Raw genomic sequence first — 12,272 nt, forward strand, 5'->3', positions numbered from 1 at the left:
TATAACTAGATAGAATAATATGTCAACGATAACTTAATTTCTCATAATTAATAATTCAAATGCTCATTTCTATGATTTTGAACAGGTTTTCATGAAAAAACCGGGTACTAATTCGCACGAATTAATACCCGGTTTTTTACAGAATTTCCTACTTCAACATTTAAACAACCAATAGAACTTACAGCCTTAATCACGCGACATACGTATATTCAAGGAATACTTATCCGCTCGAAATATTGTACTTGCAAACTCAATTAGTACACCTTTGGGATCTCGAGTCGTCCTCTCTATTATTAGTACACTTGACGTTTTAGGAATACCCAGCAAGGCAGCATCTTCCTTAGAAGGTTTATTACTGGTAATGATTTCTTCGGCCGTCCATGGAATAATCCCAATATTAAATTCCAAGAGCTTATAAATATTCGCATCGTTTAAATCATAACTCGCCAATTTCAGCCCAATTTCCACTTCGTAACACTTTCGCTCAATGGCTATTATCTTTTCATTGGCAGACCTCGACCTTTCAATTACATAGAATTCATCCCCGATAAACTTATTCGAAATAAATTGAGAAGAAGACTTAATCCCCTTGGATAGCAACTTGGCTCCTGGTTTCATTCCTGCCCGTTTAATTGTTTCTGAGAAGGTACTAATATTTCCTAACCATTGTTCCTGAATCGGCCTCAAGGTTACAAACGTTCCTTTGCCGTGTCTTTTTTCCACTAAACCTTCTCTAACTAAAGCCGACACTGCTTCTCGAACGGTCGTTCTACTCACAGAAAAGATATCCATAAGCTCCCTTTCACTTGGTATCTTTCCCTCAAAATTCCCTTGCCGAATTTCGTCATTGAGACAATCCTTTATTTGAACATGTAATGGCATTTGACTGTTAGTATTTATTTCCATGTTGAATCGCTCCGCTTCTACCATTTTGTATTATAAAATTTGTAATGGCTAGTCAAGTGGTCACTACCTCTTGGGCTTTATCATAGCAACTCCCCACGGATTTTGTCAAGATAACAATTATAAATTGCAGCTTATTGTTGCTAGAACATGTCACATCTCATGTCGTGATTAATAAGATTGTTTGCAGCCAAAAATTTAATGGGGACGTATCGAAACTAAGTTCAAACTTAGTTTCAGTACGTCCCCTTGTTTTCGTTCACGTCAACAACGTAGCCGGAATGTGGATGAGTGGGTAATTGAAAGGGTGTTCTTGATCCTCATCAATCAATTCCTTTCTCACTCTTTTAATCAAGCTAACCATCAAAATTCTGGTCAGATAATCCGCCATAATTTCCGAAGACTCAGCCGAATCCAGCGGCTGAGTCTCTTATAATACACGCTCTTGATCAACTTTATTAAAGCTATCCCCTGATCTTTATAGCTAATCCTTTTAAGAAATTTCTAGCGTATTTATCGCCACACTCTTTATAATTCTTATGTCCTTCTGATCTTAATATAGCGCTTAATTCTCCTTTTGTTACAATGACTCCTGCTTTTACCAATATATCAAGCATATCATCACTCGTTAGTGATAGGGCTATTTTCAATTTTTTAAGCAACATATTATTAGGATTTTCGCTCTTCATTAGTACTGGTCTTACAGGTTGCCCTGGTTTTGGATCTTGTTTCCCTCTTTTCAATATAATATAGCCATTTAAAAACGACTCTAGCGTACTGTTCTTGCATTTTATATTCTCTTCCGTTTCTTCTACTTGGTCATCATCTTCGACTTCATTATTATAACGGTAAGTTTCTTTTGATTTTATAAGTAGCTTTCTCACTTGTTCTTGTGTTAGTTCAAGGCCACCAAGTTCAAATATCTTTACCATATCAATATCCCGTACATCTAGGGCATATCTTAATCTAATTAAAATATCATTATTATCCATCGATAATCCTCCTAAATTCTTTCTTAAAACTATTCTTCCATTATAACATGAATAATATTTAGGTGTGCCAGAGCCACTGCCTCAGCATCCTTTGAAACAATTGCTTTTGCTTTCGCTTTCGCTTTCCTCTCGGATTAAGCGTAAAGAATGGAAACGTATTGACGTTAGCCTATTCTTTTAAAGTCTTTTCTATTGCAGCTGCTAGTTGGTCTGGACATGATGTTCCATTCTGACACTTAATCCCTTTTAATCTTTTTGCAACATCTAAAGCATCCATTCCTTCTACGAGTTTTGAAATTCCCTGGGCGTTTCCAGTACAACCTTTTACAAACTCTACATTCTTAAGTTTGCCATCGCAAATATAAAAGCTAATTTCCTTTGAACAGACTCCATCTGGAATAAATTTAATAATACTACTCATATAAAACTAAACCCCTTTTCAATAATAAGAAATAAAAGTTCCTTCAGCGATTGCCTACTATAATACAGAGCTATTTTAAGACAAATGCACAGAATGTCGATCCTTTAATTCTTCACTAACACTTTTGTCATTGTATCAAGTCATAGTATACTATTTTCAGAAGGTGAACAAAAGTGATGTCTTAAAGGAGAGAGTTGCGAAAATGTGGATTGACCTTAGAAGTGATACTGTGACGCAGCCTACAGAGGTGATGCGTCAGGCGATGGCCCGTGCAGAAGTGGGTGATGATGTTTACGGTGATGACCCAACTGTAAACCGATTGGAATTATTAGCAAGTGAGATATTAGGAAAAGAAGCTGCACTTTTTGTGCCATCCGGGACGTTCGGTAATCAATTGGCTATTATGACTCATACTCAAAGAGGCGATGAAATCCTGCTAGGCGAAGAATGCCATATTCTTATGCACGAAGTTGGGGGTGCGGCAGTTCTATCAGGAGTTCAAACACGTTCTTTTCCAACAAATATGGGGCGTGTCGACATAAACAAATTGGAGAAGATGATTCGTGGCCTGGATATCCATTTCCCGAATACTGGGCTGATCTGCATGGAAAATGCACATTCGTCTGGAACTGCTGTTCCGGTAGAAAATATGAAGGCAGTTTATAATCTAGCTAAGTCCAAGGAAATTCCTGTTCATATTGACGGAGCACGCATATTTAATGCTGCAGTTTCACTTGAAGTAGATGTGAAAGAGATTGCAGCTTGTGGAGACTCAGTAAATGTCTGTCTTTCCAAAGGACTCTGTGCACCGGTTGGATCAATCTTGGTCGGCAGTTACGACTTTATCCTTAAGGCACGTAAAAATCGAAAACTGATGGGCGGAGGACTTCGTCAAGCAGGAATTCTGGCAGCTGCAGGGATCATTGCCTTAACTGAAATGGCATCAAGACTCGGAGAAGATCATAAAAATGCCCGCTATCTGGCAGATCGGCTTGAAGAAATCGAGTCATGTCATGTTAATCGCGATCGTTTGGATATTAATATGGTATTTTTCACACTCTCTGAGTCAGTAATAAGCGAATCAGCTCTTATTACTGGTTTGAATAGCGAAAAAATTAGAGTAAACGGTCAGGAGGATGGTGAGTACCGCTTCGTCACTAACTACGGAGTATCTATTGAGGACATAGACCAGCTTGTCCAAACTATGAAGAATATTATAGTCAATTATTCTCACGATCGATAAAGTTGTATTATAATTTGCCAACATTCAAAGGGACAGGTAGGTCGTTTCTCCCATGAAACAACCTACCTGTCCCTCTGTTTTCAGGGTTTTCATGATTGTGACTTTAAGTAAGGTTAATCCCCTCAAGGCTTCCAAGAATCGATCAACTTCTTCATTATTATAGGGAGCTAATCCCACCCGATATTTATAAAACAGTGGCGTTTACTTCAAACCCAATTTTCCTATATAAATTTACGGCAGCAATATTTTCAATGTCTACATTCAATATAAGGTCTTTATAGCCCATATCTAATAACGAATTAACACTTTTCTTTATAAGGGAACTTGCCATACCAGAATTCTGATATTTTTTGTTTGTAAAGATTTCCGATATTAGAGGATATCCCTCATAATAACTTATCATAATAGCAGCTGCAGTTTCTTCATTCTGAATTATACGGTATGAGGCTTCAGAAATGAAGGGTGCAAAAGAACCTCCAATAACACTCTCTATCTCTTCTATTATATCCCCTAAAGTTTCCCCTCTATCTTCACATGTATCTTTTAAGGAATCTAACATAACCGTTGCTAATTCTATCACATCATCTATGCCGATGAATTTAAAATCATACTTACTTGTTAAAGTCTGTGACGATAGTTTATAATACATTTTTGCTCTTTTAGAATTCAAGATAATCCCCCCTCCTGCTTCTAATCCATGCATTGTTAGTCTTATGAAAAATTACAACCTAAAGAATGTTCACAATTACAAAGAAAATATCTAAGTCACAATGATGAAACTTCCCCTTGGGAGAGGCTTGGGAAACTAATCACTTGTGGTTAGAGAATAAGACAGCTAATCTATGATTTAACATTCCTGATGTTAAATAAACTCCCAGGAAGACGAGTAATCCGCCAAGGACTTGAGTTCCCGTAATTCTTTCTCCTAGAGTCCAGCTAATAATAGCAGTAAAAACAGGGATTAGATTCAGAAATATCCCTGCTTGGCTGATTCCGATCGCTCGAATGGATATATTCCAGAAAATAAATGAAAATACAGACGGAAAAATTGCGATATAAAGAATCCCTGTCATGGTTAAGGGACTGATTTTTGTCACATCAATCCCCTGGGCAATAGCAAACGGGGCCAAGATTAACGTTGCAAACACAGCGGATCCTGCCGTAGCAGTGATAGGGGGAACGGTTGTAAGGCGTCTTCCAACTATAGAGTATAGGGTCCAAATCACAACAGCCCCTAACATGAGTATATCTCCCTTGTTATACTCATGTTGAAGTATCTGTCCAAAATTACCGTGTGTTATAAGCACGAAAGCTCCTATCAGAGAAAGAACAATCCCTGAAGCTTGAACCCATGTTATTTTTTCACGGAGTAAAAAGACAGAAAACAAGACAATCACAGCAGGGTTTAAGGCGCTAACCAACGCGGCATTCGTTGGCGAAGTGTATGCTAGGGCTGAATAAAGAACCATGTTGTAACCGATGCTCCCCAATACTCCCATACTGATTAACGGAATCCATGCCTTTTTTACCATCTGCCATTTCGGTTTTTCAAGAAAGTAAGCGATAGGAATTAATAAAATTAAGGCTAACAGCCAACGAGAGAAGGTAATCCAAAGCGGTGTCATCTCCATGATTACATACTTGCCAAACACATAGTTCCCCGCCCAAAATAAAGTAGTTACAACAAGTAACAGCCAAGCTCGATATTTACTCATCTTATCTCCCATCTTCTCTATAGATTCTAGTTTGGTAGTTTATTGCTTCTGGCTATTATAACTTTCAAACCGCAAAATGAAAAATTAAGAAGCTTATATTTATTGAAAGATACACAAAAAAGAGGGGTAGATTTGTCCCTCTCTCTTTAACGTCTCCATATGTCGTTAATAAGGTCGTCAAGAAAGCCTAAGGTCATTTCTCGGGAGTCTTACAGGCACACTCCATTATACACTCATTTTAAATAACTCTTCAAGATCCATACTAAATCCCTGCAAAACCTCTGAATGGGCTATCCCTGTTTCCTTCAATACCTCTACCTGATGATACTGCTCATCCTCATTTAAAACATAGGTTTGTACAGTATTCAAAAGTGGATTAACAATCCAGTATTCTTTAACCCCACATTGCATATACAAATTAAGTTTCTTAACGAGATCATGAGCTTGATTTGAAGGAGATATAATTTCAATGATTAGTTCAGGTGAACCAACATATTTATTTTCGCCAAGTTTAGTCTTATCACAGATAACCGATAAATCTGGAATGACCACCTTGGTTTTTTCAGTCTGATCCCCTTGGTCATCGTCAGCTACCCTAAGCTCAATGTCAAAGGGCGCAGGAAAAACTTCGCATTCCTTTCCTGCAAGGAAATTGAATAACTTTGCATGTAATCTACTGGAAATCCTCTGATGTTTCGTCGATGGAGATGGAGTCATGTACACAATTCCATCGATGTATTCTATTCTACTCTCGGAATTTTCCCTGAGTTTATTATATTCAGCAATTGTAATGACTTGAGGTTCATTTAAGCTCACTATAAACACCCCTCATCTACAAAGATTCATGTTTTACCATATTATAACACGATCAACCTACACATTCTATTGACGTAAAATCGAACAGTAACGCGTCAAATACTTCGTTTCTGGGATTAGTTTATCAAAATAGTCTTTACAAACGCAGACTATTCAAGTAGTATATACACATACTACTTGAATAGTCTGGAGGCTTCATTTTTGGAAACAGTAAAATTATTTGACAGCGAACTTAAAATTATGGACATTGTGTGGGATAAGGAGCCTGTATCGGCAAAGGAAATCACCCTTGTCGCCGCCGAAACAATCGGATGGAATAAGAATACATCTTATACGATTATCAAAAAACTTATCGAAAAAAAGGCCATTGAACGGACAGAACCGAACTTCATCTGCACTTCCCTTGTCAAAAAAGAAGCTGTGCAAAAGGCTGAAACCCAAAACCTTATCGACAAGCTCTATAACGGCTCTAAAAAGGCCTTTTTCGCTTCTTTCATCGAAAATGACATTTCTGATGATGAGCTTGAGGTGTTAAAAAGGCTGATAGAAAAGAGGTAGTCTATGCTATCTGAGCTCTTCTACTGGGTGCTTAATATCAATATCATCGGCAGTGTTACCGGCTTAGTGGTTTTGTCTCTGCGCAAAATCAAAGCTCTGCCACGTTTTGCGATCTATGTCTTATGGATTCTTCCTCTAATCAGGTTCTGGCTGCCTTTTGGAATTGCCAATGAATACAGCCTGCTAAACCTAATTTCAAAATTTACCACTAGAACAGTGGTTATCTGGGAAGAAGTGCCTCAGCTCACGACCACCAACAGTATAATGGGGGCCAAAGGCTATTTTCCTCTTGAATACAAAACCGATCTGCTTGAAAATGTGTTTAAAGTTGCCTCGCTCATTTGGATAATCGTTTGCTGTGCTGCCATTCTTACCTCAGTGTTCTTATACTTCTTGACAAAATCGGAGCTGAAGTCGATGGAGCTTATTAAAAGCAATATCTACAAATCTGATAGAATTGCCGCCCCAGCTGTCTATGGTGTTATTCGTCCCAGAATCGTTATTCCTACTGCGCTAGCTGCTGATGGGGATATAGAATATATCCTCCTGCACGAACAAGTGCATATTTCACGCCGAGACAATCTGTTTCGGGTAATGGCCCTGCTAACGGCGTGCGTTCATTGGTTCAATCCACTGTCGTGGATATTCTTAAAATACTTTTTTGCCGATATGGAGCTGGCCTGTGATGCCTTGGTTTTAAAAAGCCTGAACGAAAGGCAAACCAAGGAGTATGCTCTCACCATTCTCACCTGCGCCTCAGGCAAAACCTTTTTCGCATCGGCGTTTGGGGGAGCAAAAACAAAGGTGCGAATTGAAACTATATTGTCCTATAAAAAGCTTACGCTTTTATCGTCACTCTGCTTTGCTGCCTTGGTAATGGCAATTGCCGTAATCATTATCACGAATGCGACTGTTTAGGAGGTGCTGCTTTGAGAAGAGTTTTTGTAATAATGCTCTGTGTTGCCTTGTTACTGACGGGATATGTAAAGCCGGAAAGTAACAACCTGCTAAAGGCCGATAATCTTACAATTTTCTATGGTGTCTCCAGTTATGCTATGTTTGGTGCAGATCAAGCGGTCATTGATGACTTGCTTAATCAGTTCAGCTCTCTTAACTTTGAAAAAACCACCGATAAAATGGATTTAGCAAGTGCCTTTCATGTGAATTTTTCCTATAGCGAGAACTATGTCAAGATCTTCTGGGTTGATAAGAACGCCGTATTTTGGCTTGACGGTGAAACACAAGGCTACAAAATTTCTTCCGGTTCATTTGATTATCAGCACTTAAAAGCAATCTATGAAGACAGTAAGAAGATCCCAGTGGGAATGCATTCCCGATATTTTGTAAGCTAACAGAATAATGTTTATGTTGTTTATGTTGTTTATGTTATTTATGTTATTCAATAAAATGACCAAGCAACTATCAGCAATGGAAAGGATAGAACAGGATTTTGGCAAAGGGATCGTTGAAACTATACGTGACAGAGGTGAATATTTATGAACTATAAAAATTTCTATTTACTATCGTTGCTTGCACTTGTTTTAGCCTCGGCTTATCCCCTATACATGGGCGTTGTAACCTTGGGCAGTTATTTGCAAAATGGTTCAATTGATGTTGCTGATTATTATAAATACATCATCCCCTACACACCCATATCAATTGCCTTAATTGCTTCCGTGGCACTCCTGCCTCTAATCTTTAAGCTATTCAAACGCTACACTTTACCTGTCGTTTCAGTTTTGGGAACCGTAGTATTCTTTGCTTCTGAGCTCGGATTTGAACAGATCAAAGTGATTGAGGGATATGTGGAAATGCCGCTTGAATCGTGGCAATTAAGCTTGTGCATGGCAACTCCGGAAGTTCTCCGCTCCATCGGCGAACCCATCTATGCAGCGAATAATCCTGCCTTCAAACTTCACTTTTACCTTATTGCTATTGTCATCATCCTTGCTGTCCTGAATGTGATCTATGGTTTTGCAAAAATGATCCGAGAACAGGACTTCTCTAATAAGCGTCCGTTGATTGCTCAAGCTGTATCTGCTGCGTTGTTCATCGGTCTTTGCCTACTCGCCTGTTTTACCGCTTTTTACAGAAACGGCACACTCAATATTTCGCCATTATCCGCGCTGCTAATGTCTGGATTCTTCACAGTGTTTGGCATTACGGTGGGTATTTATTGCGGCTCGATATTTTATGGGCAAAGCAAGTTGTTAGCGAAGATCCTGCCTGGGTTAATTGCCTCATTGACAACACTCATCATGTATATCGGTGAGCTGGAGTTGATGGATGGGGTGCTTTTTAACTATGGCAAGGGGTTCCTCTTTGAACCGATAGAGGCAATTCCGTTCTCCGTAACCGACCTTGTTATTATTCTGGTTTCTGGTGTGATTACATATATCGTTATGCAACGTCTTGATGACCTAGGCAAAACAGAGTAATTCAGATGTATTTCTGCAAACAAAAAATGATCCACAAGTAAGGCGGAGCCATGTTATTCACCGCCAGTAATTACTCCCTATTGACCTGATGATAAATGTACGCTTCGACAAGCTCTTAAATTTTCCCATACGCTTACCTCTTTAACGGTAGCAATTGACTATGAGTCAATTGCTACTAAATTATAATCCCGACTGACGGATAAGTCAGTCGGGATTTATAATTGATTCTCTAGGCGTGTACATTTTACGCACCTAAGAATTCCAAATAATTTAGCCTCTACATAATTTCATAAATACTGAGAATAATAACCTATAATTGGAAAAATCAATATTTAAGAATTTGGTTGCAAGAATGATTGGAAACTGCCACTGAATATATGCAGTTCGTTCAACACTAAGGAGGTTTTAAGACAGATGCCTATTTATTATCTACATCTCATAAAATTAGCAATATTTCTTCTCGCACTTGTAATATTTGTTCCAAGAACTGAAATTCGCCGTCTTACTGTCTATGGAATTATATTTGGCAGCACCTACGATGTAATAGGACTCACGATTGGTCATCTGACAAACGCTTTCAGGTGGATCAACTTTGCTCCCTTTGGCTATGGTCATTTGCCACTTGACTCACCAGTCTCTTGGTGTTCATTCTACATAATATACTTCTATCTTTTACCTAAGCATAAGCCATTACAATATATATTTCCTGTGGCAGGAATAGTTATGAGCATGATCTATTCAAGAGTATTAGTCAACTTAGGGATGTTTATTGAACCTAATTTCTTACTTAGATTGGCTAATTTCACAATATGGTTCTCTTTTGCGACCTGGGGTTACTTAAAATTAAACGCTTATGTTGAAGCAAGGCATAAAAGTATTCATAAAACCTAACAACTACTTTCCTGCCCCACACAAGCATACAGCCTGAATCCAGATGTTCAATTTATAAATTCTTATCCTTCAAAGTTTCGATGTATTCATTGCCCCAAATTGCCAATTCAGCCAACACTTTTCTAAACTTTATACCTATATCACTTAAAGAGTATTCCACTTTTGGTGGGACTTGCGGATAAATCTTTCTGTCAATCAATCCGTACTCCTCCAAAGCGCGTAACTGTTTGGTCAGCGTTGACTGTGTTAAATCGGGCAACTGCCGCTGCAACTCTCCAAAGCGCATGGTCTTTTTCCCGAGATGGTAGAGAATAATTATTGACCATTTACCAGAAAGAACCTTCTGTGCTGTTGTATAAGGGCATATCCCAAATAAATCTTTCTCCAATTCCATAATCTCCTCCCGATAGTATCTATCTAGATACTATGTATGATAAATAATCGTACTTGTTATTTCAAGACTTTTATTATAAATTTATTGTATAAATTTGAAAGGAGATCACATATATGCAAGAAGTTTTTGATTTCGTAAAAAAGTGCCAGACTTATTATTTAGCAACCATTGAGGGAGATCAGCCACGAGTTCGTCCCTTCGGAACTGTCAACATTTTTGAGGGCAAGCTCTATATTCAGACTGGAAAGATAAAGGACGTTTCAAAGCAAATGATAGCAAATCCTAAAATTGAAATTTGCGCTTTTAATGGCCAAGAATGGATTCGTATCCAGGCCGTTGCAGTAGAGGATGACCGTCTTGAAGCAAAGCAGAGTATGCTTGAAAGCTATCCTTCACTTCAGTCCCGGTATTCGGCAACAGATGACAACACTCAGGTATTGTATTTGCAGGATGCTATAGCAACGATAGCTACCTTTACAGGTGAACCTAAAATAATTAAGTTCTAATTTGCCATTTTATTAGCCACTTAAACTATTACAAGCCACCGTCAGTGAACGGTGGCTTGTTTTTTCACTTCTTTATATGCCTTCTGCTAATTCTCGCTTGACATGCTTATACCTGATCAACAGAGGTTAGGTTAAGATCGACGTCGTTGTTTTTACTTTAAAAAACCCCTAGGCACGATTTTGATATGCAAATCGTGAACTAGGGGTTTTTAAATTCTAATGCCTAGAGTTTTTCCTCTTTGTAAAAAATGTCAACGTAGGGAGTACCGTCATAACATTACTTTTTTATAGGAATCCAAACCTCACACTTGTAATCCGGAGCTGGTACATCACCCACCGGATAAACCTCCAATTGTGGTCCTTCCTCTTGCTGATAACCCGTTGCAGGAATCCACTCGGCATAAATCCGTTCCCATACCTTCTGTATGGCACCTGGCATGGGACCAATCGACTCAAACACTGCCCACCGTGCAGCAGGTATCTCAGCAGGAGAAAAATCTCCTGGAGTTTCCCCATTGTCTTCCACACCAATCATATAGGTAAATGCTTCATAGTTTGGTTCAAAATCCATACAAATACCAAAGACGCCCATTGCACCAGCCATTGAGCAAATCCTTTGATAGGACCCGTCTGCCATGCATTCGTCCCAAAAAAGTGGAATTAGTTTTAAATTTTCTCCATCGTGAGTTGTTATCCTTTTAGTCTTGCCGATCACTTTAAACGAGTCTTTTTCAATTAATTTATAATCCATATCCTTATCTCCTTTGATTGAAATATGAAAGGAAAGCTTAGGAAATGCTTTAAGGTTTGTCCCTGGCTCGCGAGCTGTCGAGGGGCTCATACCATGCATTTTCCGGAATGCTTTACTAAATGCTTCGGGCGTTTCATACCCATACTTTAAGGCAACATCAATCACTTTAACTTCCGACATTATTTCCTGGGCTGCTAAAGTAAGTCGCCGTCTGCGCACATATTCAGCCACTGTAACACCCGTCAGCATATGATACATCCGCTGAAAGTGAAATGGGGAAGAAAAGGCAAGCTTTGCCACCTCTTCGATATCCAGCTTTTGGGTCATGTTTGCTTCTAAATGGTCAATTGCCCTATTCATTGCACTAAGCCATTCCATCGTACCTCTCCTTTCTGATTTCAATAATAAAGGAATTCTCTTTACTTATCCTGTCTTTGCGTGCTCCCCTTTAACTGGTTTCCAGCTTAGTTAGATATTTCCGGCAAGGGGTCTCCATAGAGCGCATGGGCCTTCTCATAGGTAATATCCTTAATAGTCTGCCAGCAGCCTTCAATATGAGGCGGGCATTTCCCCGCTGAAATAGGCCTGATCCTACTAGGAATATCAAGAGCACCGCTTTCCATATCTGGAAGAGGTTTGTCATT

General features: G+C 38.9%; 15 protein-coding genes. 7 read left to right on the top strand and 8 right to left on the bottom strand.

Annotated features, from left to right (window positions below; all coding sequences use genetic code 11):
* Positions 1 to 186 precede the first annotated feature (186 nt).
* From E4K67_RS06910 to E4K67_RS06920, 3 genes are all read right to left on the bottom strand, one after another.
* The gene (locus tag E4K67_RS06910) at positions 187 to 906 is read right to left on the bottom strand and encodes a GntR family transcriptional regulator (protein WP_135545676.1); all 720 of its coding nucleotides are present in this window, start codon (positions 904 to 906) and stop codon (positions 187 to 189) included.
* Positions 907 to 1,367: 461 nt separating this feature from the next.
* Positions 1,368 to 1,895 (bottom strand): YehS family protein, encoded by a 528-nt coding sequence (locus E4K67_RS06915; RefSeq protein ID WP_135545677.1) that lies wholly within the window; start codon positions 1,893 to 1,895, stop codon positions 1,368 to 1,370.
* Between the two features lie 169 nt (positions 1,896 to 2,064).
* Positions 2,065 to 2,316, bottom strand: coding sequence for a TIGR03905 family TSCPD domain-containing protein (locus E4K67_RS06920; RefSeq protein ID WP_135545678.1), 252 nt, complete (start codon positions 2,314 to 2,316; stop codon positions 2,065 to 2,067).
* A 202-nt stretch (positions 2,317 to 2,518) separates the two neighbouring features.
* On the opposite strand from E4K67_RS06920, the gene ltaE reads away from it, so the two are divergent.
* Complete coding sequence (gene ltaE / locus E4K67_RS06925; protein ID WP_135545679.1) at positions 2,519 to 3,559, top strand: low-specificity L-threonine aldolase; 1,041 nt, start codon at positions 2,519 to 2,521, stop codon at positions 3,557 to 3,559.
* 184 nt (positions 3,560 to 3,743) lie between these two features.
* Here ltaE and E4K67_RS06930 read toward each other — a convergent pair whose 3' ends face one another.
* From E4K67_RS06930 to E4K67_RS06940, 3 genes are all read right to left on the bottom strand, one after another.
* On the bottom strand, positions 3,744 to 4,229 hold the full coding sequence (locus E4K67_RS06930) for a GNAT family N-acetyltransferase (protein WP_158408411.1): 486 nt from the start codon (positions 4,227 to 4,229) through the stop codon (positions 3,744 to 3,746).
* 139 nt (positions 4,230 to 4,368) lie between these two features.
* Positions 4,369 to 5,274 carry a DMT family transporter gene (locus E4K67_RS06935; RefSeq protein WP_135545681.1) on the bottom strand — a complete coding sequence of 302 codons (906 nt, stop codon included), beginning with the start codon at positions 5,272 to 5,274 and terminating at the stop codon, positions 4,369 to 4,371.
* A gap of 225 nt (positions 5,275 to 5,499) precedes the next feature.
* Complete coding sequence (locus tag E4K67_RS06940; protein WP_135545682.1) at positions 5,500 to 6,090, bottom strand: Uma2 family endonuclease; 591 nt, start codon at positions 6,088 to 6,090, stop codon at positions 5,500 to 5,502.
* A 201-nt stretch (positions 6,091 to 6,291) separates the two neighbouring features.
* Between E4K67_RS06940 and E4K67_RS06945 the strand changes: the two genes are divergently transcribed.
* The 5 genes from E4K67_RS06945 (at position 6,292) to E4K67_RS06965 (ending at position 9,977) form a co-directional block, all read left to right on the top strand.
* Complete coding sequence (locus tag E4K67_RS06945) at positions 6,292 to 6,648, top strand: BlaI/MecI/CopY family transcriptional regulator (protein WP_135545683.1); 357 nt, start codon at positions 6,292 to 6,294, stop codon at positions 6,646 to 6,648.
* Positions 6,649 to 6,651: 3 nt separating this feature from the next.
* Positions 6,652 to 7,566, top strand: a complete 915-nt coding sequence (locus tag E4K67_RS06950) for a M56 family metallopeptidase (protein WP_135545684.1) — start codon at positions 6,652 to 6,654, stop codon at positions 7,564 to 7,566.
* A gap of 11 nt (positions 7,567 to 7,577) precedes the next feature.
* Positions 7,578 to 8,000 carry a hypothetical protein gene (locus E4K67_RS06955; protein ID WP_135545685.1) on the top strand — a complete coding sequence of 141 codons (423 nt, stop codon included), beginning with the start codon at positions 7,578 to 7,580 and terminating at the stop codon, positions 7,998 to 8,000.
* A 144-nt stretch (positions 8,001 to 8,144) separates the two neighbouring features.
* Entirely contained in the window at positions 8,145 to 9,086 is a 942-nt protein-coding gene (locus E4K67_RS06960) for a hypothetical protein (RefSeq protein WP_135545686.1), read from the top strand.
* A gap of 414 nt (positions 9,087 to 9,500) precedes the next feature.
* Complete coding sequence (locus E4K67_RS06965; protein ID WP_135545687.1) at positions 9,501 to 9,977, top strand: hypothetical protein; 477 nt, start codon at positions 9,501 to 9,503, stop codon at positions 9,975 to 9,977.
* Positions 9,978 to 10,029: 52 nt separating this feature from the next.
* Here the strand turns inward: E4K67_RS06965 and E4K67_RS06970 are convergent, their stop codons facing one another.
* A complete protein-coding gene (locus E4K67_RS06970) occupies positions 10,030 to 10,371 on the bottom strand; it encodes a winged helix-turn-helix transcriptional regulator (RefSeq protein ID WP_135545688.1) in 342 nt (113 codons plus the stop codon).
* Between the two features lie 113 nt (positions 10,372 to 10,484).
* On the opposite strand from E4K67_RS06970, the gene E4K67_RS06975 reads away from it, so the two are divergent.
* Positions 10,485 to 10,877 (top strand): pyridoxamine 5'-phosphate oxidase family protein, encoded by a 393-nt coding sequence (locus E4K67_RS06975; protein WP_135545689.1) that lies wholly within the window; start codon positions 10,485 to 10,487, stop codon positions 10,875 to 10,877.
* A gap of 277 nt (positions 10,878 to 11,154) precedes the next feature.
* Here the strand turns inward: E4K67_RS06975 and E4K67_RS06980 are convergent, their stop codons facing one another.
* Positions 11,155 to 12,006 (bottom strand): AraC family transcriptional regulator, encoded by an 852-nt coding sequence (locus E4K67_RS06980; protein ID WP_135545690.1) that lies wholly within the window; start codon positions 12,004 to 12,006, stop codon positions 11,155 to 11,157.
* Between the last annotated feature and the right edge of the window lie 266 nt (positions 12,007 to 12,272).

It is taken from the genome of Desulfosporosinus fructosivorans (assembly GCF_004766045.1).
GTDB classification, from domain to species: Bacteria; Bacillota; Desulfitobacteriia; order Desulfitobacteriales; family Desulfitobacteriaceae; genus Desulfosporosinus; species Desulfosporosinus fructosivorans.